General features: G+C 39.6%; 25 protein-coding genes and 1 pseudogene. 13 read left to right on the top strand and 13 right to left on the bottom strand.

The features are described 5' to 3' along the window. The 3 genes and pseudogenes from B3E92_RS19250 to msrB form a co-directional block, all read left to right on the top strand. The coding region (locus B3E92_RS19250) for a transketolase C-terminal domain-containing protein (RefSeq protein WP_286897962.1) at positions 1-490 on the top strand (490 nt) is incomplete at its 5' end. A 294-nt stretch (positions 491-784) separates the two neighbouring features. Then, positions 785-1,360 (top strand): annotated as a pseudogene (msrA, locus tag B3E92_RS24285) (peptide-methionine (S)-S-oxide reductase MsrA); the annotation flags it as partial. Positions 1,361-1,468: 108 nt separating this feature from the next. Beyond that, entirely contained in the window at positions 1,469-1,888 is a 420-nt protein-coding gene (gene msrB, locus B3E92_RS24280; protein WP_349675893.1) for a peptide-methionine (R)-S-oxide reductase MsrB, read from the top strand. A 59-nt stretch (positions 1,889-1,947) separates the two neighbouring features. Here msrB and B3E92_RS19240 read toward each other — a convergent pair whose 3' ends face one another. Continuing rightward, positions 1,948-2,703 carry a response regulator transcription factor gene (locus tag B3E92_RS19240; RefSeq protein WP_112376400.1) on the bottom strand — a complete coding sequence of 252 codons (756 nt, stop codon included), beginning with the start codon at positions 2,701-2,703 and terminating at the stop codon, positions 1,948-1,950. Positions 2,704-2,853: 150 nt separating this feature from the next. On the opposite strand from B3E92_RS19240, the gene B3E92_RS19235 reads away from it, so the two are divergent. After that, a complete protein-coding gene (locus tag B3E92_RS19235; protein ID WP_286897961.1) occupies positions 2,854-3,660 on the top strand; it encodes a DUF5694 domain-containing protein in 807 nt (268 codons plus the stop codon). Positions 3,661-3,746: 86 nt separating this feature from the next. Next, positions 3,747-4,478, top strand: a complete 732-nt coding sequence (locus tag B3E92_RS19230; protein ID WP_286897959.1) for a DUF3667 domain-containing protein — start codon at positions 3,747-3,749, stop codon at positions 4,476-4,478. A gap of 45 nt (positions 4,479-4,523) precedes the next feature. On the opposite strand, the gene B3E92_RS19225 is transcribed toward B3E92_RS19230, so the two are convergent. The 3 genes from B3E92_RS19225 to B3E92_RS19215 all read right to left on the bottom strand — a co-directional run bounded on the left by B3E92_RS19225 (position 4,524) and on the right by B3E92_RS19215 (position 8,570). After that, positions 4,524-6,239: a hypothetical protein gene (locus B3E92_RS19225; protein ID WP_286897958.1), complete on the bottom strand. Its 1,716-nt coding sequence runs from the start codon at positions 6,237-6,239 to the stop codon at positions 4,524-4,526. A 140-nt stretch (positions 6,240-6,379) separates the two neighbouring features. Continuing rightward, a complete protein-coding gene (locus B3E92_RS19220) occupies positions 6,380-7,324 on the bottom strand; it encodes an aldo/keto reductase (protein WP_286897956.1) in 945 nt (314 codons plus the stop codon). A 190-nt stretch (positions 7,325-7,514) separates the two neighbouring features. Next, entirely contained in the window at positions 7,515-8,570 is a 1,056-nt protein-coding gene (locus B3E92_RS19215) for an NAD(P)-dependent alcohol dehydrogenase (RefSeq protein ID WP_286897954.1), read from the bottom strand. A 199-nt stretch (positions 8,571-8,769) separates the two neighbouring features. On the opposite strand from B3E92_RS19215, the gene B3E92_RS19210 reads away from it, so the two are divergent. Next, on the top strand, positions 8,770-9,336 hold the full coding sequence (locus tag B3E92_RS19210) for a YceI family protein (protein ID WP_286897952.1): 567 nt from the start codon (positions 8,770-8,772) through the stop codon (positions 9,334-9,336). Positions 9,337-9,758: 422 nt separating this feature from the next. Then, on the top strand, positions 9,759-10,343 hold the full coding sequence (locus B3E92_RS19205) for a hypothetical protein (protein WP_204991123.1): 585 nt from the start codon (positions 9,759-9,761) through the stop codon (positions 10,341-10,343). A 32-nt stretch (positions 10,344-10,375) separates the two neighbouring features. On the opposite strand, the gene arr is transcribed toward B3E92_RS19205, so the two are convergent. Then, positions 10,376-11,119, bottom strand: a complete 744-nt coding sequence (gene arr, locus B3E92_RS19200; protein WP_286767298.1) for an NAD(+)--rifampin ADP-ribosyltransferase — start codon at positions 11,117-11,119, stop codon at positions 10,376-10,378. Positions 11,120-11,386: 267 nt separating this feature from the next. Beyond that, positions 11,387-12,598: an amidohydrolase gene (locus B3E92_RS19195; RefSeq protein WP_286897949.1), complete on the bottom strand. Its 1,212-nt coding sequence runs from the start codon at positions 12,596-12,598 to the stop codon at positions 11,387-11,389. A 413-nt stretch (positions 12,599-13,011) separates the two neighbouring features. On the opposite strand from B3E92_RS19195, the gene B3E92_RS19190 reads away from it, so the two are divergent. Then, positions 13,012-13,662 (top strand): ankyrin repeat domain-containing protein, encoded by a 651-nt coding sequence (locus B3E92_RS19190; protein WP_286897947.1) that lies wholly within the window; start codon positions 13,012-13,014, stop codon positions 13,660-13,662. A 98-nt stretch (positions 13,663-13,760) separates the two neighbouring features. Next, positions 13,761-14,165, top strand: a complete 405-nt coding sequence (locus B3E92_RS19185) for an NUDIX hydrolase (protein ID WP_112376394.1) — start codon at positions 13,761-13,763, stop codon at positions 14,163-14,165. Between the two features lie 35 nt (positions 14,166-14,200). Here B3E92_RS19185 and B3E92_RS19180 read toward each other — a convergent pair whose 3' ends face one another. Continuing rightward, the gene (locus B3E92_RS19180; protein ID WP_286897946.1) at positions 14,201-15,385 is read right to left on the bottom strand and encodes a metallophosphoesterase; all 1,185 of its coding nucleotides are present in this window, start codon (positions 15,383-15,385) and stop codon (positions 14,201-14,203) included. Between the two features lie 209 nt (positions 15,386-15,594). Then, entirely contained in the window at positions 15,595-16,800 is a 1,206-nt protein-coding gene (locus B3E92_RS19175; RefSeq protein ID WP_204991120.1) for an aminotransferase class I/II-fold pyridoxal phosphate-dependent enzyme, read from the bottom strand. 144 nt (positions 16,801-16,944) lie between these two features. Here B3E92_RS19175 and B3E92_RS19170 point away from each other — a divergent pair, with 144 nt between their 5' ends. Continuing rightward, a complete protein-coding gene (locus tag B3E92_RS19170; RefSeq protein ID WP_286897945.1) occupies positions 16,945-17,403 on the top strand; it encodes an Lrp/AsnC family transcriptional regulator in 459 nt (152 codons plus the stop codon). A gap of 6 nt (positions 17,404-17,409) precedes the next feature. On the opposite strand, the gene B3E92_RS19165 is transcribed toward B3E92_RS19170, so the two are convergent. Beyond that, on the bottom strand, positions 17,410-18,432 hold the full coding sequence (locus tag B3E92_RS19165) for a bestrophin family protein (RefSeq protein WP_046672841.1): 1,023 nt from the start codon (positions 18,430-18,432) through the stop codon (positions 17,410-17,412). Positions 18,433-18,698: 266 nt separating this feature from the next. On the opposite strand from B3E92_RS19165, the gene B3E92_RS19160 reads away from it, so the two are divergent. Beyond that, positions 18,699-19,235, top strand: coding sequence for a hypothetical protein (locus B3E92_RS19160; protein ID WP_286897943.1), 537 nt, complete (start codon positions 18,699-18,701; stop codon positions 19,233-19,235). A 37-nt stretch (positions 19,236-19,272) separates the two neighbouring features. Here the strand turns inward: B3E92_RS19160 and B3E92_RS19155 are convergent, their stop codons facing one another. Next, positions 19,273-19,842: a gluconate 2-dehydrogenase subunit 3 family protein gene (locus B3E92_RS19155; RefSeq protein WP_070561079.1), complete on the bottom strand. Its 570-nt coding sequence runs from the start codon at positions 19,840-19,842 to the stop codon at positions 19,273-19,275. Positions 19,843-19,863: 21 nt separating this feature from the next. Then, on the bottom strand, positions 19,864-21,552 hold the full coding sequence (locus B3E92_RS19150) for a GMC oxidoreductase (RefSeq protein WP_286897941.1): 1,689 nt from the start codon (positions 21,550-21,552) through the stop codon (positions 19,864-19,866). 349 nt (positions 21,553-21,901) lie between these two features. Between B3E92_RS19150 and B3E92_RS19145 the strand changes: the two genes are divergently transcribed. Both B3E92_RS19145 and B3E92_RS19140 read left to right on the top strand, forming a co-directional pair. Continuing rightward, a complete protein-coding gene (locus B3E92_RS19145; protein WP_286767292.1) occupies positions 21,902-22,954 on the top strand; it encodes a sugar phosphate isomerase/epimerase family protein in 1,053 nt (350 codons plus the stop codon). Between the two features lie 34 nt (positions 22,955-22,988). After that, positions 22,989-24,146 (top strand): Gfo/Idh/MocA family protein, encoded by a 1,158-nt coding sequence (locus B3E92_RS19140; RefSeq protein WP_286897939.1) that lies wholly within the window; start codon positions 22,989-22,991, stop codon positions 24,144-24,146. A gap of 65 nt (positions 24,147-24,211) precedes the next feature. Here the strand turns inward: B3E92_RS19140 and B3E92_RS19135 are convergent, their stop codons facing one another. Both B3E92_RS19135 and B3E92_RS19130 read right to left on the bottom strand, forming a co-directional pair. Next, complete coding sequence (locus tag B3E92_RS19135) at positions 24,212-25,435, bottom strand: retropepsin-like aspartic protease (protein ID WP_286897937.1); 1,224 nt, start codon at positions 25,433-25,435, stop codon at positions 24,212-24,214. A gap of 108 nt (positions 25,436-25,543) precedes the next feature. Further along, positions 25,544-26,083: a helix-turn-helix domain-containing protein gene (locus B3E92_RS19130; RefSeq protein WP_286897935.1), complete on the bottom strand. Its 540-nt coding sequence runs from the start codon at positions 26,081-26,083 to the stop codon at positions 25,544-25,546. Positions 26,084-26,086 lie beyond the last annotated feature (3 nt).

The following is a 26,086-nucleotide window of genomic DNA, read 5'->3' as shown; positions in this document are numbered from 1 at the left end:
ACTCAAAGGTAGCAACTCCAGACTTGAAATGGGAAAAGGAAGAAGACTTTGTTCAGGTAAAGACATTGCCCTACTCTCTCTTGGACCCGTTGGTAAATATGCACAGGACGCCTGCTGCGAGCTGCTCCAGGAGGACATCCACGTCGGGCACTATGATCTCCGGTTTTTTAAACCGCTCGACAAAGCGTTATTACATGAGGTATTCCAATCATATTCGTCTATCATCACCATCGAAGATGGATGTATCGCAGGTGGAGTGGGCACCGCAGTGCTTGAATTTATGGTGGAACATGGTTACTCGGCTACGTTAAAACGTCTTGGTTTGCCCGACTCGTTCGCAGTACAGGGTACACAGCAACAGCTTCACCAACTTTATTACTACGACAAACAGGCTATTATAGCCACAGTGAGACAGCTACACATAGGCCTGATCAAACCGACAGAGTCATGCTGTAGCCTTAAGCCGAACGAGTCTTTCCCTGACAGTTAACTTTGTCACAAGAACAGTACTTAAAACAATATGGATTAAACGATCGCGTGCGCAGTTCGTAGGACATCACCTATATAGGAACTCTCCTGTCAGAGATACAGCTGGCGAAGTTTAGCTAAAAGGTCTTTTTGTCAGGACATACCTTTCATAGACTTATTTCGTCTTCCAATTGTAAAAAGAATCTATTAGAGTCAAAACTGTTTATATCTTCTAAGTTAAACATCCAGAAAGGTACGGTGTTTGTAGCCTACATGAAAGAAACAATGTTGTTTCTTTCATGTAGCAATCCATACCATGAAACACTTATTCGTCCTCCTTGCTATAGCGACCGGCTTATTTCTGATCAGCAAGGTTTGCTTTTCACAAAAAGGGAAAGACTTAAAACCGTCAACACAAAATACTATGAATACTACAAATCAAAAAGATCATGTTGTCTATTTTGCAGGAGGATGCTTCTGGGGAACTGAGCACTTCTTTAAACAAGTGCGCGGGGTCACCGCAACGGAAGTTGGCTATGCCAATGGAAACCTTCAGCACCCTTCTTATGCACAAGTTTCGACAGGAACGTCCGGGTTTGCCGAAACCGTAAAGGTAAACTTCGACCCAGCGCTTGTCGATCTAAAGCTGCTCGTAGACCTTTTCTTCAAAACAATTGACCCAACTTCACTGAATAAACAAGGCAACGATATCGGTACGCAATACCGTACAGGCATCTATTATACCAATGCCGACGATGCTGCTGTTATCAAAGAGCAAATAGCTGCTTTAGCAAGTCAATACAAGAGCAAAATAGTGGTGGAAATAGAACCTTTACAGAATTACTATAATGCTGAAGCTTATCATCAAAAATACCTGGACAAAAACCCCGGTGGTTATTGCCATATAAGCCCTGATTTATTTGAACTTGCACGAAATGCCAACCCCGAAAAAGCCAAAGTGAACATTGAAAACAGGTATAAAAAAGCTGACAAGGAGACCTTGAAGAAGGAGTTAACTCCATTGCAATACGATGTTACACAAAACAGTGCAACAGAGCGCGCATTTGACAATGCCTATAATGACGAATTTAGGGAAGGCATTTATGTCGATATCACAACCGGAGAACCCTTATTTGTCTCAACAGATAAATTTGAATCGGGCTGTGGATGGCCAAGTTTTTCCAAACCAATTAGCGATAGCTTGATTCAAGAACACTCCGACAATTCGTACGGGATGCGCAGAACGGAAGTACGTAGCAAAACTGGTGATGCACACCTCGGCCATGTTTTTAACGATGGACCGGCAGATAAAGGTGGTCTACGCTATTGTATAAACAGTGCTTCACTTCGATTTATTCCAAAAGACAAGATGAAAGCACAGGGCTACGAGAAGTACTTACCCTTATTGGTAAAAAAATAATCTGCAGCGCCTCGGTTGAGGCGCTTGCCCTGAACATTTCAACATCCGTCAAGCCATCGTTACAATAACCTATTATTCAATGCATAAACCAATGCTTCATTCATGTTACTTACCCCCAGTTTTTCAAATAATTTTCGCCGATGAAATTTTACCGTGTCAATGGAAACGAAAATTTTTTCGGAAGTTTCATGAATGGTCAGACCGCGATGATAAAAGCGTAAAATTTCTATTTCACGTTCAGTAAGGTTAATCTTTTTTTGGGAGTTCCATTTCCCAGTCAACAGATCCAACTCCCAAACTAAGTTGGAGTGCAACTTTTCGATCGTCACGTTGCCCGAAGACACATTGGTGGATAAAGATACGATACAAATTGCCTTCCATATTTTCCCCTCTTCTGTCAAAAAAACCGGCGTCAGTTTATGATTAATCAAAATAAATTTGTTATGCGCATTTTGTATCTGAAAATCATACGATATAACGTAAAGCTTCCGTTCCTCGATGGGTATTTTTTCGTAAAAACTGAACCCCGCTTCGTTAATCGTAATGAGCATCCGGAAATCATCGGACGGAACATATTTTTGATAAAAACCATAGCCCATTTCCATCACCTCTGTGGCTGTTAAACCAGCGAGAAACAGCGGGTTGTCTGAAACAAACTCAAAGCTTTTGGCCTGATAATCGATTAGATAGATACTTTGGTAAGTAATTCGTGAGAAAGCTTTGACAAGCTCAATATAGCCATGCGTCTGCAGGATGTCCTTTTCTGAAAGACGATCAACAGTATTTTTTTGTGAAAATAGCGCGTTAAAATCCATAACGAAATTCTAAGTTTCGAAGTTAAATAAAACTACACTCAAGTGTAGCTTTTATTTGGACAAACTGTAATACTTTTGGACAAAACAGCTAGAAAAATACAGCTAACTGAACGAAAAGCCGGAAAAAACATAAAACCATTTCTTACACAGATGCTTATTAAAACTATACAGATTCGAAATATTGGAATCGCCCTTGGGGTCTTATTTTTTGGGAACAGCTATGCACAGCAGAAAATCGAAGTTTTAAATTTTGGGACATTTCACATGAGCTATACCCCTGATGCCCATAAAGTAGAATTTGATGAAAAAGATCAAAAAAACAGAAGAGAAACTTATCATGTAGCCAAACTGTTGGCTGATTTTAAACCAACCATCATTTGCGTAGAAGTCATTCCTGAAAAAAACAAAGAATTGAACAGTGACTACAGATCTTTTATCGACGACAAAAGCCATAAAGCTAAGTTTGGTGGTGAAATAGCGTTAATCGCTTATGAAGTTGGCAAACTTGCAGGGGTAAAAACAATTTATGGAATTGATGAACAACAAACTGCAGCATATAATTACAACATTGCCAATGAACTGGAGAACCAGGTGGATACTGTAACGTATAAAAACTACATGGGAAAAATCATGAAGGAATTCACCCATATTGACCAACTCTCCATTTTAGATAAATTAAAGGTATTTAATCATAAAGAGACCCTGCAAAAATTTATCAATGTAAACGCTGATATCTTAACCTACAGTAGTACAAAAGGTAATTTTGAAGGAGCAGACGAAGCCACTAAAATTTACGGAAGAAATCTACGGATACTCTCCAATTTAAATCAGATCCCTGTCACGGCGCAAGATCGTATTTTGCTGATCACCGGTGCTACTCACGCAGCTTTTCTTGGTGAGTTTTTGCAACGGAGCCCCAAATACAAGCTTGTGGAAGTTGCTGAATACCTCCAATAAAATGGTCCGTAAAGAAAGTTTGCCTTTATAGGCTTTAAAAATGATATAGAGTACCTAACCTTAATTACCTAAAGAAAAACTTCAACATGATAACTTGCAAAAACTGCGGTACAGACATTACGTCAAAATTTTGTCCCGATTGTGGCCAACCTGCAACGCTGAAAAGAATAGATGCGCATTATATCACCCATGAAATAGAACATGTGCTTCACTTTGAACGCGGTATTCTCTATACCATTAGCGGATTGGTAACAGCGCCGGGGAAGAATGTGCAAAACTACATTTCTGAGAATCGTAGCCGGCTGGTCAAACCTATTATTTTTGTTATTGTAACCTCTTTAGTGTACTCGATTATTGCCCACTTTTTCCATACTGAAGAACAGTATATGCAGTCAATCGACAGCCATGGTATTGAAAGTAAACTCATCATCACGACCCACATCTTCCGATGGCTACAAGATCATTATGGTTATGCTAACATTATCATGGGATTCTTTATCGCCCTTTGGACTAAATTATTCTTTAAAAAATACGGCTATAATCTTTTTGAAATCATCATCTTATTATGTTTTATTATGGGGATGGCGATGTTAATTTATGCTTTTTTTGCAATAATTGATAGTATAACCCACCAGCGTTTTATCTTATACGCAACATTGGTGACCTTTGCATATTACTCCTGGGCCATGGGACAGTTTTTTGATAAGACTAAAAAGATCAGCTATTTCAAAGCATTTGCCGCTTTAATAATAGGCTTTATCTCCTATTTGATCGTCATAATGTTCATTGGTATTACCCTGGATATACTTATAAGATAGCCATATTGTAACGAACGCAGCCTTGTGTATCAAAAATCACCGTGATCAATTGATGCGATAAATAGGATAAAGAAGATGTGACTCTTCATAGTAAGGTGAATGTTTGTATATCCAATCCAGCTGCGCACTACTACTCGCAGCAAGTTTAGGGTTGTTCATCTTCTCGCGTTCAAAGGCAGCTCTTAAATCTTTATTCTCTTTTAGAAGTTTGGCTGCTGTATCTTCAAAAACATATGCTGAATAATATTCTTTCTGTCCTAAGATCGCATCAAAGAAATTCCAATTAAAATAAGAGTCTATTGCTTCAGGTTCTAAAGTTTCCAGCAAGAACTTTACACCGTCCTGATTCAAGGGGACTAAATAATCACCAGCACGCAAGTTTACCTTATTGGATTCCCGGAGGAGGCTGGTATCAAAATGTAAATAATGCCCTTCATAAGGACTTGAAGTTGTCTTGAAATCCTTAATTCGATACTGTTCCACCGCTATTACCATATCTTGTTTTAGCGGAATCATTTTGATCTGATTGAGTGTTAGCAAGTTAACAATCTCCCATTCAGACTGCGGAATGACATAATACGATGGAATAGTTACTTCTTTTGTCGGAACATAGGTATTATATAACTTAACTTGTTTTGAAAACTTAGCGTTTCTATCATACCACAATCTATCTTTCGAGGAGACATCGCTCGGCTTATTTTTTGCCTCGAAGCCCTTAAAGTCCAGTGGTTCATATTTCGATGAATCAAGCTTCCATGCTATGGCATATTTATCCCCTATTTGATATTGCTTGAGATTTTCAGTTCTTTTTTGTTTAATCTCCTTATAATGCTGTTCCATAAAATCCAGATTACAACGCATATAATCATAAGTCGCTTTGACACGTTCTTGATAAGGTTTCAACATATGTGTTTCCACCACGGTTCCGATGACATTAAATAGACTGGTGTAACCTGTTGCATATCTTGGCGAATCCATAAAAGTTGGAAAACCACCATCAGGTACATCGTTGTGGATGTTAACATAGGGAACAGACATAAACCCTTTCTCCTGGAGATCTTTCAGTAAGGTTTTTTGCATGTTGTTATTAAAATAATTACCTAAAAGGTTTCCCAGACGTTCTTTGTTTGTTGAGATATAAGTAAAAGTGTACTGATAATCGGCCCCATTGCTCACATGATTATCGATAAAAACATCCGGCTTGACCCAGTGGAAAATCTGCTGAAAACTGCGCGAGTTTTTAGTGTCTGTCTTAATAAAATCCCTATTTAAGTCATAATGCCTTGCATTTCCACGAAAGCCATACTCTTCAGGGCCATTTTGGTTAGCTCGGGAAAAGCTCCCACGATTTAACATCCCACTGACATTGTAACTCGCGAGCGCAACAACGATAACATTTTGAGGTGCCTTTACCTTTCCTGTCGCCAAATCCCGCATGAGCATCATAGTGGCATCAATACCATCGGGTTCTCCGGGATGAATACCGTTGTTGACCAATAAAATACACTTCCCTTTCCTAGCGACTTCCAGTGTCTTTCCAAACGGATTAAATACGACCACATCTATTGGTTTATTGTTATCGTCTTCTCCCCGTGTTTCATAGTGAATTGTTGTATATTTCTCCGCCAATTCCTGATAGTAGGCCCGCATTTCTTCAAATGTTGTGGATTGATTACCATTGCCCCGTTCAAAAGGTGTAGGCATTTGCGCATAACTTCTGCCAAAAAGCATAAAAGAAAATAATATTAGGAACCGTTTCATAAGATCAATTTAGCGTCCAATTTACGATAAACTTGTTAAAATACATAAGCTATCTCCACCGTCTATCAAGAACGACTTCTCAATAAAAACAAAATCCCTCAGAAATGTAGGGATTTTGTGATTGCTCTTTTACCGGTATTTTAATTGCTGACCTCGTTTAATAATTCGATATCTTCTGTATCCAACTTAAGAGCCGGCGCCGCACATAGCGTATCCAATTGACGCTCACTTGTGGCACTCACAATGGGAGCGGTAATCAGCGGTTTAGCCAACAACCATGCTAATGCTACAGTAGCCTGTTTTGTCTCATGCTTCTCGGAGATAGCATCGAGCGCTTTCAGGACCGCTTTACCCTTAGCATCAAAATATTTTTTGATTCCACCGCCCCTTGCCGTTTTATCAAAGTCAGCTTCAGTACGGTATTTACCGGTCAAGAAACCTGCTGCAAGCGACCAATATGGAAATACACTCAACCCATACTTCTCGACCAAGCCCGCATAATCTGTTTCAAAACCTGCACGCTCTACCAAATTGTAATGCGGTTGCAACGCAACATATTTGGGAAGACCGTTTTTCTCTGCTACATCAAAGCTTTCCGTTAAACGCGCTGGCGATAGATTGGAAGCGGCGATATAACGTACCTTGCCTGCCTCTATTAAGTCCGCATAAGCCGACAACGTCTCTTCCACGGGGGTTATGTTATCGTCAAAGTGGGTATAGTATAGATCTATATGATCTACTCCCAACCGTCGTAATGATTCATCAGCCGATTTCAAGATATGTTTCCTTGAGATATCATATCCGTGTTCCTTCGTTTCCGATCCGACTTTTGTTGCGATTACTATATTTTGACGGTTACCACGGCTTTTTAACCATTTTCCAATAATTTCTTCGGACTGCCCTCCGGTTCCATTTACCCACCACGAATAGGTGTCTGCCGTATCAATAAAATTAAACCCCGCTCCTACAAATTTATCTAGCATTTCAAACGATTGCTGCTCATTTAATGTCCAGCCAAAAACATTCCCACCAAAATTAATTGGAGCTATCTGCAAATCTGTGTGCTGTATTTCTACCTTCTTCATTGAAATTATCTATTTTATTGTTCCTTTAAATAAAAAAATAGCTATGCCTTTCCAGCTGAAAAGCTCAAGCTAAAGTTACGGTATCCATCTTGAATCATGTCAGCATTCTTCAAATCCAATTGTCAAAACGCGTAAAGATTTTATTGCGATTAAAAAAATAGGTCGGCTCTTTAACCGACCTGTTCTTGGATTACTTTTCAATAGACGACATGTCGATTACGAAACGATATTTTACATCACTATCCAATACCCTTTGATAAGCTTCATTTACATAGTCGATATCAATCATTTCTGTTTCGGGTAGAATATTATGTTCAGCACAAAAATCAAGCATATCTTGAGTTTCCTGTATTCCCCCAATGCTGGAAGCCGTTAGAATCTTATTTCCCCCCATAATTGAGCGTCCATTGATTTCCATGGGCGCAGCTGGAATCCCCACACAAATATAAACTCCCTTTGTTTTCAATAATGCAAGATAGAGGTTATAATCATGCGGTGCCGATACGGTATCAATAATAAAATCAAAATACGATGAGAATTCTCTTATTTCATCTGCCTCATGCGTATTTAAGAACTTGTGTGAGCCAAGTAGAGCCGCATCCTCCTTCTTACGTGGAGAATGGCTTATCATTGTGACTTCTGCTCCCATTGCTACTGCAATTTTAACAGCCATATGTCCCAATCCACCTAAGCCCAACACACCAACTTTATGTCCTTTGCTAATATTCCATCTTTTTAATGGCGAATAGGTGGTGATTCCAGCACAGAGTAGCGGTGCCACCTTTTTAATATCCAACGATTCCGGCACATGCAGCACAAAGTCCGCATCCGCAACAATATTATTGCTATAACCACCAAAAGTATAGCTGTGATCATGCATCACATCCTTGCTGTTGTAAGTCCAGACGGTCTTCTTTTCTGAACAGAACTGTTGTTGGTCTGACTTACAGTTATCGCATTCACCACAGGAAGCCACCATACAACCCACACCTGCCAGATCGCCTTTTTTAAACTTAGTCACTCCACTACCAACGGCACTTATCCGACCGACAATTTCGTGCCCGGGAACAATTGGGTACTGTGTACCACCCCACTCGTCATGTACTTGATGAATATCGGAGTGACAGATCCCGCTGTATAAGATATCTATTAAAACATCGTTTGCACCAAGCTCCCTCCTTTCAAACTCCCAGTATTCAAGTGGAGAACTGCTGTCTTTCGCCGCATAACCTTTCGACTTAATCATATTATCTTTTTTTATAGACCACAATTTGGATGCGAAGATATCTCCGATCCCCTTTTTATATTGTACTAAGTTAGCGGGTATTGATGACGAATAGAGCAAGGCAAACACAATATTGACACTCCGCAGACAAAAAAACAAGTTTAAACATAGAAATACCCGCACAAGACCATGTATATTTGAGTTCATATAAATCATTTCAATGAAAAGAACCAGTCTAACGCTAGCAATTATTTGCTTAACATCAATGGCCTTCGCCCAAAAGATAAGCTACAAAGTGAACACGCAAAATTCGACAATCAAATGGAATGCTAAAAAAGTTGTCGGAGGACATGTGGGAACAATCAATATACAAGAAGGAACGGTACAGACAGAAAAAGGGAAAATTACCGGCGGTGGTTTTACCATAGATATGAATTCCATGGCTTGTACTGATGCACCTAAATTGACCGGGCACCTAAAAAATGAAGATTTCTTCAATGTACCTACCTATCCCAACAGTAAATTTGTCATCAGTAAGGTTGATAATAGCAAAGGCAATCCAATCATAACAGGCAATCTGACGATCAAGAATAAAACAAAATCGATCTCCTTTCCAGGAAAAGTCACCACAACTGCAGATGGGCTTTCCGCTGAAGCTATCGGAGTCAAAGTAAATCGACTGGACTTTGATATACAGTATCGTTCAGCAAGCTTTTTCTCCGACTTAGGCAATCGCGCTATCGATGATGAATTCACCTTAGATATCCTACTTAAGGCTGTAAAATAAAAACTACTAGAGCCATTTGTTAATACAGATGGCTCTTCCTTCATTGCATTGTACCGAGAATCGATATGATCTAATCAAAATGGTTTGAATAGGAAACTCCCCTGCAGGGACTGTTGACTTAGGTCATCGTTTTGCTTTTCGCAACTATTGCCGGTCATCCCGATTGATTATGACGTGATCCCAACACGGCCTATTATCAATACATCTAGTTGGTTTAATGTACGCATGCCTATATAGAGAACCTTAGGTGCAGGTATTTATCCCTCCTCAACATAGCGCGTCCGCGCATTTCTACAGCAGCAAACAAAGACTCTATTAAATTAGATTTGATTCAAATTGCACTTTGCAAGCCATAAGATTGATGAAAGTAAAGTTTTAAAATTATCTTTAAACTCGCTAAAGTAAGGTTAGACAAATTATATATGGAGAAAATAAAAACTTTTCAACAGCACGAGCTTAATAGAATTAGAAAAAATTGGAGTGAAAGTGATCTCGCATTTGAAAAGTTGGGAAGATCTTCTAATATATCCGATTATTCGGATCGGGAGATCAATGAAATGCTGCTCGGTGTATATAAAGACAGTAAACACCTTATGGTCGATGAAGGCTACTTTATAGATCTCTCGAAAGCGCATAAAGCCAGTTGTATTTTGGTTGATGTATCCTATTCAAGACGTATCAAACCTGCTCCAAACAGCATACTTAATCTTCATGATATCCGTAATTTTTACATTGAAGATTATTTTATAGAGACGAAAGAAGCATTCTCCAACAAAACTAAACATAAGATAACGGGTTATCTCAAAAAGATCGGCGGTATCAGTTTGGGTAAAGGGCAATACAATTATCTGTATTCTATTCCGAACGATTTCAAAACATTTTTCGGTGATACACCGGCCGATCTGTTCTATCCTATACAACGTTATATCAACGGGTTATTTTTTGACGACGATTATCGAATTTCAGATTTTGAAGTCATCAGTCAGATTGTTATCAGTAAGACATAATTCCGATTGCCGGAGCAACCGCTCCTGGTTTCTTAATTGATAATCTCGCCACCATTCTGATCTAGTTTATCACGAAATTTTTCAAGTTCCTGAACACCTGGTTTTGCCCACTCAGCAACCTCACCTATAATTTTTAATGGAAACTCAGATCTATAAGAACGTGTCGGATTTCCGGGAAACTTCTGGTCCGTCAGATTAGGGTCATGCTCATAATAACCGGTAGGTTCAACAATAAATACCCGCTCGCTGCGCTCACCTTTTGCCAGGACCGCTGCAAGTCCGGCCCCATTCATCATACCTGTAAAATAAATATGATTCATTTTGAAGTCGGCTTGATAGTTGGAATTGAAGCCTGGAACCAATAAATCGCCGATTTGTGCATCTGCTTTTGTACCGTGATAAAAAGGTCCCTTATCAAAGGGAATGTTCTTAAAAGAAGAGGCCAACCTTGCATATTCACTTGCCATTGCTTCTTCTCCTAAACTTGTGTAACAGGCACAAATCTTCAAATACATTCCGGGCAATGCACTGATAGTCCGATCATCACTGATTACCAATGCGTGATCTAAGGCTATGTGCAGCCATTTTAAACGATCCGAAACCGTTTTCTGCTGTCGAGATACAAAATAGGCTGCAATAAACTTCTCATGGTCATCGCTTGCCTCCCGATAACCCTCTGTAAAAAAGGACAGGGCTTCATCGTGTTTACCGTTTTCTTTCAATTGTATGCCTTTTAGGCAAAGTTTGACAACCCCGTTAAATGGTGAAAATTCCATCGTATAAATTATTTTTTATCCAACATACATTATTCTCGCCTCAATTACAAATGACCACTCCTAAAAACATCTGTTCTACAGCAAGGCCTTAGACGTGAAAAGCCAGTTATGAGGATAACCGGCTCTTCAACAAAATTGTTCTCTTAAATTCAATATTTCTCCACGCAATAACGTACAATTGGTTGGGCATTTAGGAAACGACACATTGCTGGAATCCCGAAGGCAGTTAGCGTTCGGAACGCAATTATTATCCGATAGTGGCGTACTTTAGAACACAATATTGCCTTTGTGGATCAATGAAGTCACCGGTGAAATCCGAGAAACTGCTTCAGCAGAACAACTTGCCTCAACAAACACCATGCTGGCTTCATCGCCCACTTTCGGCCATTGTTGATTTCCATTATTATCCAAAGGCAATTTGTAACGTGTGGCGAAAGCGAGTGTTCTGGATAAGCCGAATTCTGTTCCATAGCCATACAGCTCAGCAATTAGATTCGCTTTCAGGAGCATGTTTCCCGAACCAAACGTATTCCAGTGATCCTGAATATTGTCATTTCCAATCAAAACCTTCACACCATATTTCCGAAGTGTCGGAATAGGCATAATCATATTGCCAAAGGGCACAGAGGACACGATTCCTACACCCGCCTCTGCGAGACGTGCCGCAATTTTTTCGGCTTCTACATTTGTGAGACGACTAAGTGCAAAAGCATGGCTAACAAAAGCTTTCCCTTTTAATTGAGGGTTTTCCAATGTACGGTCGATCAAAAACTCGATTGTCTTCATACCACTTTCTCCCATTTCATGGAGGTGTATGTCAATGCCCTTATTGTTATCAAGCGCCAACTGCGTAATCTGGTCCATACTTTTTTCGATACTTCCGTCCAAAGAGTACGGATCTACTCCACCTATGAAACTAACAGCATCCAGTTTTGCAACATCCTTCAAAATGGGTAAAGTATCTGTATAATAAAGGCCATGCTGTGGAAAAGCAACCAGCTCCGCTTCTACCGTGTCTTTTTTAGATGCCAGTGCCTTTTCCAAATTTGTTAACGATTTTAGTCCAGATGTTGGATCGACATTGAAATGTGAACGAATAAAATCAGTTCCGTATGCCTGCAGAAAACGCAGCATTTTGCCCGTTCTTTCGACTGAGGTGCTTAACCATTCTGGGATCATCTTCTGCTCATACGCGATCATATCTTTTACGGTATGCCGTGTTGGCGATACAGCTTCCCATGGCAGACCAAACAACATTTTATCCAAATGGGCATGCATATCCTTAAAAGCCGGCAACATCAAGTGTCCTTTTGCATCGATCGCATTAGCATTTGCAGTATGTGGTTTGATTCCTTTGATATTACCCTCTTCAACTTCAACACAGAATAAAGCCGTATTTGTGCTTATAACTTCCTTTCCATCAAACTCGAATCCTGTCTCAAGCCGTACGTTTTTTAAAATATATGTTTTAGCTTTCATATTTATTTTGATAATATTCTTTTTCTTGTTCTCTAAAATTTACTGGACAATAGAAACGGTATTATTTTTCCACATTTATTATTCAGTATCACCAGAACAAAGGTCGCAATGATTCTCCCTGATCTTTTGCAGAATACATCTCGATATTTGAACAATTTATCACAGCGCCGACTTTTGCTCAACAGTATACATAAGGTGAAACTACCACGAATGTACTTTCAGCCAGCATGAGACCAATGAGAACGACACTTAAAATACACTGTAGTAATAAATTGTCCAACAGATGGAATGAAAACCACATTGTAAAAACAGCCTTAGCTACTATTTTTGTATTAAACATCGAAGCTTCTTCGGCTTTATCGAAAAAATTATAGCACAATAAAATGATGAAAACAACTTTAATACTCCTGATAATGATGAGCATAACAAATTCGTGCCGATCGGCATTAACAGAAAACTCATATACCGAAAATTCGTCCCAGGAAGAAATTATTAAATTGGTCACCAAAAATGACTTAGAGGGAGTGAAAAAAGCGCTCGAGAATAATGCCAACGTAAATAGCGAAGATACGAATAAACGTTCTATTCTACTTATCGCGACAAACAATGGAAATATTGAAATGGCCAAATTATTGGTAGAGTATGGTGCCGATGTCAACCTTCAGGCCGACAATATGGATAGCCCATTTTTATACGCAGGTGCAAGTGGGCAAGTTGAACTCGTCAAACTTTTCTTAGATCACGGCCCTCGCTTCGATCTATTTAATCGATATAACGGCACAGCTTTAATCCCGGCATGCGAACGTGGATATGTAGAAACGGTAAGATTATTGGCCAATACCAAAAATTTCCCTTTGGATCATGTCAATCGTTTAGGATGGACTGCTATGATGGAAGCCATTGTAGTCGGTGACGGAAGCAAAAAATATCAGGAAATTATTCAGATTCTAAAAGATGCTGGGGCAAAATTGGATATTCCAGATTTCAATGGCACAAGCCCTTTGCAACACGCAAAACAAAGAGGCTTCAATGAAATTGTTAAGATACTAACATCAGAAATATAAAGGTTCATCTTCCTTTAAATACTCCAATTTGAATAAAATTTCAAGCAGTATTCCACCATGCTATCTGATTTTTCGTTCTCAATGGCTAGTTTTGCAATATGCAGCATAAAATAATAGACAAAGTTGCTTTAATTAACATTAAAGACAGGAAAATACTGAGCACACGTTCCAAGACTAAAACAAAATTTTACTTTCCTGGTGGTAAACGAGAGAATAATGAATCCGATATTACCTGTTTAAAAAGAGAAATACTGGAGGAGCTTTCTGTGCACATCGTCGAAGAATCAATGCGCCTTTTGGGCACCTTTGAAGCAATCGCCGATGGACGAAATCAAGATACGCTCGTAAGAATGACCTGCTACTTTTCTGATTTCGAAGGAGTATTGCATCCAGCGAATGAAATCGAGACATTTGAATGGTTAACCTATAAGGACAAACATAGGACTTCTGCCGTAGATCAGATTATCTTTAGCCGATTAAAGGAAATGAATCTTATCGATTGATAGAACAGATGAGCGTTGTTTCTCATACCAAAATATCAGACAACGCTTTTCCGTAATGTAATAACCGTAATTTCAGGCCAAACACCTATCCGACCTTTTAGGCCGTGAAAACCAAAACCGCGGTTGACATAAAGATATTTTCCTTGTTTTTGATAGAGTCCGGCCCACTGTTTATAAAAATATTGAATTGGACTCCATTTTAACCCAAATAGTTCTATCCCAAACTGCATACCATGCGTATGTCCTGCCAGCGTCAGATGGACATGTTGGTCATAGTCCAAAGTAACATGATCCCAATGTGAAGGATCATGAGACATCAAAATTTTGAAGGTATCCGCTTCCAATCCAAGGGTTGCTTTAGCAAGATCACCATATTGATGAAACCCTCCTTTCCCCCAATTCTCAACTCCAATTAACGAAATACGCTCACCTTGCTTTTCTATCGCTATCGATTCATTTAGCAGCAATTTAAATCCCATTTCATGATGAATTTCCTTAAGCCTATTCAAATTTAAGGCTTTTGATTCAACACTTTCCCATTGCACATAGTCCCCATAATCGTGATTTCCAAGGACTGAAAACTTGCCCGAAGGAGCTTCTAATCGGTTGAAGTCCGAAACCCAGGGTTCCATTTCGGAAGCTTTATTATTGACTAGATCGCCCGTAAACAATACCAGATCACTGTTTTGTGCATTTGCCAATTCGATACCTTTACGTACCCTTTTGAAATCAGATAAACTACCAGAATGAATATCCGATAGCTGCGTAATTTTAAAACCGTCAAACGCCGTAGGTAGATCAGGAAAACTCAATACTTCCTCTCTCACTTTATAAAAATAACGACCTGTCGTTAAACCGAAAAAAATAACCAATAACATGGCCCCCGCCAAAAACAATACAATCTCACTCAAAAATATACTACGTGGAGGAAAGGAACGAAAAATACGCATCAGATCTTCAACAAATAAAAAGGGAACAGCAAGCAATTTTGGTATGAAAACAATTAAAAATGCTGTAATCAGACTTGTTGCTGTCTCCTGGACATCATAACCCGCTCTCCGCAAAAAAATTAATGTAAAAACACCAAAAAACAACAGGATATCAATCCCCCAATACATGTTCTGCCAAATCGAACCACGAATAACCGTACTGAAAGCCTGAAAAAAATAGATATCACCCAAAACAAATAAGAATAATATCAGTAAAAGTCTCTTTGCCATATTAACTAAAATATTGATTTTAAATTGCTAATGATATGCCAAAAGAGATTTTTGAGCTATTACAGCCCCTATCATCGTAAATAGTGATGTCTATGTGACAATTGAAACTTTTTGCACTCCAATCAATCAGAAAACTATCCATAGTTTCCTCCAAAACATGTCAAGATGTCTGATTATCCCATAAATGAACCCAACCGAGATACTGCTTATTACTCCAAAATCCCAATCTTTTGCATGCATGCTCTCATTTTTTGATAAGTGCGCTCAATGTCTTGATCTAGGCCAATGGAAAACCTGATCAATCCATCGGAAATACCCATCTTTAAGCGCTCTTCTTCAGGAATTTCTGATGACGTAGAACTACCTGAACAGGAGAATAGCGTCTTATAGAATCCTAGGCTGACGGCTAAATACCCTAAATTTTCAGCCTGCATCAGTTCCATTAATTCATTGGCTTTTTCAGTGGTTTCCACATCAACTGTCATTAAGCCTCCAAAACCATAGGTCTCATGCATCATACTTTTCATTAATTCATGATCTCGATGCGAATGTAAGCCCGGATAAGATACCTTTAGTCCATCTTTCTCAAACCGTTCGGCAAGATACATCGCATTATAGCTATGTTGTCTCATCCGTATATGAAGTGTTCTTAAATTCTTCAATATACTCGCCGAACGTAAGCTGTCCATCGTTGGTCCCAATAACATACAGGTCCCTGTGTTCACATTTTTCGTTTCATTAATAAACTCCTGACTTCCACAATAAACCCCACCTACTGTATCACTACTGCCATTGATAAATTTCGTTAGACTATGGATGACAATGTCTGCTCCCAAAAGTATTGGCGATATAGACAACGGAGAAAACGTATTGTCGACAATCAGTTTTAGCTTGTGTTTTTTACAGATGGCTGAAAGTTTTCTTAAGTCAGCCACATGCAATAAAGGGTTGCTCACGCTTTCGCAATACAGCACCTTTGTATTAGGTCTTATCGATCTTTCGATTTCGTGGGCATCATTAATATCCAAAAATGTTGTCTCAATCTGGAAAGGTGGGAGAAAATTTTTGAGAAAGGCATAAGTTCCACCGTAGATCGTCCTACTGGAAATAATATGGTCGCCGCTTTTACATAACTGTAAAAGAACTGTTGTGATCGCTCCCATACCCGAAGATGTTACATTGGCCGCAGCGGTATTCTCCATTTTTGCTAAAGCTTGCGCCAAATACAAATTCATTGGCGAGGAATGTCTTGAATAGAGATAACAGCCTTCTGCATTCCCTTCAAATGTGTCGAACATTTTTTTAGCGGAAAGAAAGGTATAGGTAGAGCTGTCTGAAATTGACGGATTCACACCTCCAAACTCTCCAAAGTATTGCAAATCTTGAATTTCATTTGCTGCATTAAAATTATCCATATTTTTATCTTTAAAATTGAGATATTTTAGATTATATCACAAGTATTTTTATCTATATTAGAATATAAATCTATTATATCAACAATAATTAGTTAAAACATCTGAACACTTTAAAAACTGATACCAAACACAAAAAAATAATCTATGCACTTTGACGAAATTGACCTTGAGTTATTGCGTTTTCTCCAAGAAGATGCGAAACAAACGACCAAAGAACTGTCCTACAAGCTGAACTTGTCCGTGACAGCAGTCTATGAGAGAGTCCGCAAGCTCGAAAATACGGGAATTATCGCAGGCTATGTCGCCATACTTGATAAAAAGAAGATAGCAAAAGATTTCCTCGTATTATGCCACGTAAAATTAACACAGCACAAAAAGGAGTATATTTTACAGTTTGAAAAAGAGGTCATGAACCTTCAAGAGGTAACCGAGTGTTTTCACGTGAGTGGCGACTACGACTATATCCTCAAGATTTGTGTCAAGGACATGGCAGACTATCGCAGCTTCATGTTAACAAAACTAACTAGCTTACAGCACATTGCAAGCACCCACAGTTCCTTTATGATCGCTGAGGTAAAAAATACATTGGTAATAGATCTGTAAGAAGTTCTAAACCAACACACCGTTTTTCGATGCAATAGCTTCCGGAAGATCCTCATCTCCCACCATCTGCAATAAATCAATTTCAATGGTCCTACAAATGGAAAGCATCGGTACATCAAACATCAGACCTCCAAAAGGATTTTCGGTATAATCGCCGACCAATTCCATCACAATATAAATCCATCCTATGACCACACAAAAAGGAATACTGGTCCAGATACCCCAGTCCCCTAATTTCGCAAATTCATTCACGAGGCCCAAAGGAAGTAGAATGATTAAAATAACATTGAAGACAAAGGCTGTACTGGCAAACTGCCTAGGTGATGGAAATTTTTTGATCCTTTCTGCCTGTCCTTGATAATCGTAAAATTGATTCAGGCAATTCTGCAGTTGCGTTTGGTTAAAATCCGAAATAATCTGATCATTTTTCAACGCATTCACTTCTTTTGCTTGTTTAGAAATCAAATAAGTCGCAAAATTTTTATATTCGCTCTGCAACTTAAACTCCTCCGCAGAAAGATATTTACGCAAAAAAATCGAAGTTCTACTATAATCTGGAAAGCCAGCCTTTATCAACCTGTTCCGTTTCACATTCATTGAACCAAAATGTTTTTTCATGCTGATATGCTCCCACTCTGTCGGGACCAACAACTGCTCACGAAAAGTATAGAGCCAGGCAATGTGACGATAAGCGATTCTTTTCCTCCGTTCCTCCAAATCGGTATGATCACCGTCTTGGGTATCAAAAGCATATAACATAGCCGTGAACGAACGACTTGAATTGACAATTCCACCCCAGATTTTTCGGGCTTCCCAAAGCCTGTCATAGGCTTGATTATTTTTAAAACCAACGTAAAAAGATTCGGCCGTTCCGATTAATGCCAATGGCACCCACGGAATTATCATCCACTGCCAATTGAAAAAATAATAAATGACCGCCACCAAAGAACACCAAAGCGTCAGCCATATTAAATGTGCGCCCGCTAAATTAAATATTTGTCGATAGTTGAAATACTTGGTTGTGATCATAAAAAGTAAATATCTTCCTTTATTAAAAACGCTATGAAAGTACAATTTAAATTGTAACTGTCCAATACTTCAAATTGTTTTCGGCATAACGATATTTGATCAACTAATTTCAGCGCGATAGATAGGTCCAACAACTACAACAACATTACCATCATTCCAGTACTGATTAATAAAACAAGTATAAAGTACTATTGTATTTTTTTATGTATTTGATTAATTTTAATCTTACGGATAAAAACAATTGCCAAAGATATAACAAAGATACGATGAAGATAAAAGCACTAAAATTAAATATAGGTCTTTTCCTTTTTGCGGCAACGACTTTCGCGCAGAATAAAGCCGACTTAAAATCATTGTTAAATAAAAACAGTGAATTTGTATTTCCACAGACAGTGGATAAAATTGCTGCTACATTGAATGTGAAAACAGAATTCTATGAAGATGCCAACGAAGAAAAGTATGCAAAATGGATCACAAAATCCGGTTTAGAACTTTATAGCAATTATGGGGCTGATAAATCCGTCAATGAACTATTTTTTGATATACCAGAAGACAAGTTTTTGATTGTCGAAGGATTACCTTTTGATCTGGCGATCAATAAAACAACAGTCAAAGAGGCTCTTTCAAAATTCAGCCAACACCATGTCAAAAAGCAAAAACTTGATGCGGGAAGCTCGTTTCCGGGCGGTACCAGACTGACGATGAAAACAGGGACACATTTTACCACTCTACTTTTCGATAGCAAAAATTTGTTAAAGTTCATAGGCTTGACAACCTCTTTAATTGACCCCGCTGCCAATTAAGGACAAGGGGTCAATATTAAATTTATACGATTTTTAGCTAGGTTGCCCAGGCATGGTCACCCTTTTGATAAGGGAAATCGCCATCATATTTCCCTGGGATTTTCACATAACGGAATACTTCCGTGGCTCCCAATTTTGAGCTAAAAAATGTAAGGAGAGTAAGCTGTTTAAACAGTGTGAAAAAATGAGGTAGATCGTTAGCGGATTTCTTTTCGTCATAATCCTGCGCTTCCTTGTCCAAAATATCGACAAAGGCCGTTTGGTCTTTCTTTTCGAGTTGCTGAAAATTGCGTCCAAATTCTTTCTTGGCACGTTCGTCAATTCCGGCTGTTCCAGCCAGAAAGACCTGCTGTTCTTCAGGTTTATAGCAGTCTCGCACCAGAACGGGAATCTCAGAACCTACACCAGCTTCCTTCGCCCCCGGTGTAGTGGTTTTAGGAAGAATGGCCTCAGCGAGATCACCCAAAAAATCGATTGATTTTGAATCAAAGAGCATTTCTATATCTTTCGAAGCAGACCTTTGGCATCCTTCCAAAAATAATGAAGCACCAATAACTGTTCCGCCCATGAGCATGGCTACACGTTGTATTGCTTCTCGTCTATTCATAACTATTACATCATAAAATAATTAAAGATTCCCTTTTTTTAATTCATTTACAGCAAAATCTACTGCCCTAGCTGTAAATGCCATATAGGTAAGCGATGGATTCACACAGGAAGAAGAAGTCATAAAGGCCCCATCTGTCCCAAAAACATTTTTAGCATCCCATACTTGGTTAAATTTGTTTAATACCGAGGTTTTCGGATCATTTCCCATTCGTGCTGTTCCCATTTCATGAATTCCCTGTCCCATACTAAACCCGTTATCGTAGGTTGTTACGTCTTTGACACCGATAGATTCTAACATTTCCTTCATTTCATTGCTTGCATCAACCCTTATTTTCCGCTCGTTATCCTTAATCTCTGCGTCTATTGCCAATACGGGAAGTCCCCATTTATCTTTTACCGATGAATCCAATAGGACTTTATTTTCGTGATATGGGAGTATTTCACCAAACGCGCTGAAACCCACTCCCCAGCTGCCCGGCTCGGCGATAGCATCTTTCCAAGCGCCGCCCACGCTCTTATTATCGACCTTACCCGACCATTGTCCCCTCGAAGCCCCACCCTGATAGCCAAAACCACGGACGTAATCTCTCCTCTTGGTATCGCCGGCAATATTGGCAAATCGGGGCACATATAATCCATTGGCCCGTCGTCCAAAAATATATTTATCCACAAATCCCTCTACTCTTCCCCCAGCCCCACTATTTAACATGTGATCCATTAGGTTATGTCCCAGTTCACCACTACTGCTTCCAAGCCCACCCTCCCATACATTGGTAGCGGAATTCATTAATACCCAGGTGGAATTTAACGTTGAAGCACATACAAAGACGATTTTAGCAAAATACTCATAGGTTTGATTCGTCTCCGCATCAACAATTTCTACTCCTTTAGCTTTCTGGGTATCACGATCGTAAATAATACTCTTTACAATTGAAAATGGCCGTAAGGTAAGGTTCCCTGTCTTCACTGCTGCGGGCAATGTTGCAGATTGTGTGCTAAAGTAAGCGCCGAAATTGCAACCCAACCAACATTTATTTTGGTATTGGCAATTAACACGGCCATGGTGGGGCACTGTTATGTTGGCTACCCGGCCAATTATAAAATGTCGTTTTCCCTGATAATGCGATTTTAAGCGTGCGGCAAGGTCTTTTTCCACGATATTCATGTCCATGGGTGGCATAAATTCACCATCAGGCAACACCGCTATACCGTCTCTATTACCCGAAATACCGGCAAATTTTTCAACGTGACTATACCAAGGTGCTATATCTTTATAACGTACGGGCCAGTCAATGCCATGTCCGTCTCTGCTATTTGCTTCAAAATCAACATCCGACCAACGATAACTCTGCCGTCCCCACATAAGCGAACGCCCGCCAACGTGATAACCCCGGAACCAATTAAAGGGTTTTATCTCCTTATACGGACTCTCTGTCTCATTAGTCCAAAAGTCGATGTTCCCTTCATTCATCCATTGATTTTTAATTCCAAAAGGTAGGTAGTGCTGGGCGCGATCCAATGGCACCCGGCCCCGATGCGGAAAATCCCATGGATCTTTATTGGGTGATGGGTAATCTTTGATATGCTCAATATTGCGTCCTCTTTCTAACATTATGGTTTTAAGTCCACGCTCTGTTAGCTCCTTGGCTGCCCAGCCACCTGTGATCCCAGACCCGATGACAATTGCATCATAAACATTATTTGCCATTTATTTATAATTGGTTTATTGGGTTATTACTCGAGGGGAAATTTCCCGCTCAAATCAAGTCTTCTCCACAATCAAGCGCCACACTGGTGCCTGACAGCTTTACTTGTTTAGACGAGACATTCTTATATCATTTGGAAAGCGTAAGAATGGATCGTCTAGACAAGTTTAAGGTTTTTTTTTGATTTTATTGCAACCGGTTGCAAATTTTTGTAATATTGTATTAAACAAGCAGGTAGCTTAGATAACCAAATTATAATAGTATAAACGACAGACGCAGCCATTTCTTTAAACGTATTGGAATATGGATCTGTTTTGTACATAACGTAGTCTTTTTCTAAACGCAATACATATGACAACAATTAAAGGCCCTGCCATCTTCCTCGCGCAGTTTATCGGTGATGAAGCGCCATTTAACTCCTTGGACTCTATCTGCCAGTGGGCTGCAGCACTTGGCTATAAGGGTATACAACTGCCCACCTTGGATGCCCGTTTTATCGATCTAGAAAAAGCAGCGCTCGATAAAAGCTATGCACTTGATCTAAAAGCGAAAGTACAGTCTTTCGGATTGGAAATTACCGAACTTTCAACCCATCTCCAAGGGCAATTAGTGGCTGTAAATCCAAGTTTCGATGATCTATTTGATGCCTTTGCACCACAGCATTTACATGGTAATCCTCAAGCACGACAACAGTGGGCGATCCAGCAATTAAAATATGCCGTACGAGCTTCCCACAATCTCGGGCTTAAAGCGCTGGCGACCTTTAGTGGAGCCTTTCTATGGCCATTTATATACCCTTGGCCACAAAGACCCGCGAAGTTGATCGAAACAGGTTTTGCTGAGCTTGCAAAATTATGGTTACCCATTCTTGATGAATGTGACTTGTATGATGTCGACCTATGCTATGAATTACACCCTGGAGAAGATCTCCATGACGGTGCTACTTTTGACTTATTTCTCGAAAATGTAAATTATCACAATCGGGCAAACATTCTCTATGATCCCTCCCATTTTGTCCTTCAATGTCTTGACTATCTTCAATTCATCGACATTTACCATAAACGAATTAAAATGTTCCATGTTAAAGATGCTGAATTCAATCCTTCTGGTCGTCAGGGCGTCTATGGTGGCTTCCAGAGCTGGCAGTCAAGAGCAGGTCGTTTTAGATCAATTGGTGATGGACAAGTGGATTTCAAATCCATATTTACCAAACTCACACAATATGATTATCAAGGCTGGGCAGTACTGGAATGGGAATGTGCATTCAAAAATGCTGAAGATGGTGCACGGGAAGGCGCGCTACATATTAAAGACTATATTATCCGTGTTACTGATAAGGCGTTCGATAATTTTGCTGCCGTCGAAACCAATGATAGCCTTAACCGCAAACTATTGGGTTTGTAAATACCAAAGATATCCTCATTAAAAAATCAACTTTATGCGCAATACAAAACTAAAAATGGGCATGATCGGCGGTGGAAAAAATGCATTTATAGGGGCTGTACATCGCATGGCTGCTGGAATTGACGGTCAGATTAAATTATGTTGCGGAGCACTGAGTACTGATCCACTTGTCGCAAAAGAATCCGCTGCGCTTTTAGGGCTTCCAGAGGAAAGGAGCTATGGAAGTTATCGGGAAATGATTGTCGAGGAAAGTAAACGTCCGGCGGATGATCGCATGAACTTTGTGAGTATCGTCACGCCCAATTTTGCTCATTTCGACCCAGCAATGATGGCGCTGGAACATGGCTTCCATATCGTGCTTGAAAAGCCGATGACTCTGACAACAGAACAGGCCGAATTGCTCCAACAAAAAGTAGCGGAAACTGGACTAATACTCTGTGTCACATACACCTACTCTGCCTATCCGATGGTGAAACAAGCCCGTCATCTTGTCAAAGAGGGCCAATTAGGTTCGATTAGAAAAATTATGGTCGAGTATCCGCAGGGATGGCTAAGTAAGATGATCGAAAATAGTCCTTCTCTGGCCTTCTGGCGGACAGATCCGGAAAAGAGCGGAAAAAGTGGTTGTATGGGCGATATTGGGACACATGCTGCCCACCTAGCGGAATATATCTCCGGTTTAAAAATCACTAAAATGTGTGCCGATCTTCAAACATTTGTGACCGGAAGAAAACTTGAAGATGACGGCAACATATTACTTGGATTTGAGAATGGAGCCACCGGTGTACTATCGGCATCCCAAGTTGCTGCAGGAGAAGAAAATGCGTTAAAAATTAGAGTATATGGTGAACTTGGGGGATTGGAATGGAACCAGCAGGACGCAAATACACTCATCTTTAAACAGCTCGATGCGCCAATCCAGCTATTTCGTGCAGGTCAGCAGTACCTTTCACCAATCGCCAAACATAACATTCGTCTACCGGCCGGTCACCCCGAAGGATATATCGAAGCATTTGCCAATATTTATAGAAATTTTGCAGCCACACTATTGGCATCAATGCAAGGTATAGAGCCGCGAGAAGAAGATACTGATTTTCCAACTGTAGCTGATGGTCTGCGTGGCATGAAGTTTCTAGAAACTGTAATTGCCTCGGGAAAATCCGAACAGAAATGGACCGATTTTATTCGTTAGATACATACTTACCATAAGTAGCCAATGTCATTTGCTCCCTGAACAAACGGCATTGGCTGCTCACTTTAATTTTTCTGCATTGACTGAGACATCTGTTTCAAATAGCCCTCATAGTTTGAATAAGGTTCCTTGATCCTGCTGTTTGGTTTCAGATAAAGAAATCCTTCCTGATTATCCAAAATGACATTAAAATGGTTCAGAATCTGATTTCCGAACAGGCTTGGTCTGCCATTGGGCTTGGCCGGATCAGCGGCATTCGTCACAATATCTTTAAACTCCACACCAGCTATTGAAGCATCCAAACGGATAATCTTACGGTTACTGATCATGGTAAGCGGCGTTAGATCGGTCCAATTATGATCTATACCGGTAAAATCTTCCCCTAACAGCATCGTACCATCACGACCTGTATCAAAAAGGAACCAAAAATCGTAGTCTTGTTGGTTATGTCTAAAAGCAGATTTAAACTTGGGTCGGTTTTGCTCATAGTATACTGGAAGCTTTGTATACTTCTTTGCTTTAGTGGGGAGATCGCGATGAATTACCAATTCCATTTTGTCATAATCGATTTCAATAATGTGATTTCGAAAGAAACTGTTGCCAATAATAAGATCTTCAAAAGGCTTCATATTACCAACCTCAGTCACTGACACGTTTTTCCAAACAATCGGCCCAATATGCAATTCATTGCCCAGACTTGTCCGCTCGTTATTAAGCCCGTCGGTATTCGCAACTGTCGTAAACGATGAAAATGATAAATCCAGCTGCTTTGCGTTATTTCTATTAACAACGCCAGTTCCAGCTCCTAAATCAAACTGTATCGTAACGTCTTTTTTGTTAATTGTACCGTTCAGGAAAATCCGTGAGCCAATAAGACGAAACGGTATCCGCATCGGAAATAAATTACTATTATCCATTGTGGGTAGATCCGGCGGTAATTGAACGCTTATACGAACGTGACAAGAATCCGTTCCATTCAATAGTACTATGAAATCATACATCGACCCGGGTTTAGTCATCACAGTCAATTCCTCCTGATCTGTTTTAAAAACAACTGTACTTTCTTTTGTTGGAATATTTACGAAATAGACGTCGGGATCTGCCTTGGGATCTAATTTCCAGTCAACATGGCAATAGGCGCCATCTGTAATACCGGCTTTCTCAGATGAAGCTTTGATCAAAGGAATCTTAGCTTGCGGAAAGACGTTCGTCATCGTAAAAAAAGAAAGAATAATAGCAAAGGTAGCCAAGGCAATATGGCGTTTCTTCTTTTGATTGTCTGTTTTCATAATTTTGCATTTTTTTTTCAAGATCAAAGAAAAAAAATACCAGACGAAGAATACCCTTTTACAGCCCGACAATGTCCCGACAGCTAGCCGACAATTGTATAAAAGCACCTATAATATACTTATATCGGGCAAAATACGTGCATGCCCAGCTTTATTTAATCCAATCGCATTTCGCAGTATAACGATTATATTCATAAGTATCCAACATAACGGAATAAGCAATTTCACATTGCTTTTAATACCTACCCAATCGTTCAGTATAAAAATAATAAGCATCAGTAAAACAGCAATTAAAGTCGATACGATTTGAATTGAGATTAACTGGCGAACCTTATATGAATGCTGTTTTTTGAAGAGCATAATTGCGACAGGTACCAAAATATTTAATGGTGGCAATATAGAAAAGGGTAAGGAAGACAGGTTGATAATCTTGATCCATCTCAAGTTTTCTGACTCAAGAGGTATATCATACGCAGAAAACTCCGATTCCTCCACATTCAATGCCTGTGCAAGTGCGCGAAGGGTGTAACCCTTTGGCGACTGCCCCGCTTCAATCCGCTGAATTGTTCTTACTGAAATATTTGATTTTTGCGCTAGTTCCTCTTGTGTTAAATTGAGTTTCTCACGTAATGATTGTAATTTGTTCATAAA

The sequence above is a fragment of the Sphingobacterium sp. UBA6317 genome, from assembly GCF_002440385.1.
Lineage (GTDB): Bacteria > Bacteroidota > Bacteroidia > Sphingobacteriales > Sphingobacteriaceae > Sphingobacterium > Sphingobacterium multivorum.
Note: the sequence above shows the minus strand (reverse complement) of the source record. Positions and strands in the feature narration are given on the sequence as shown.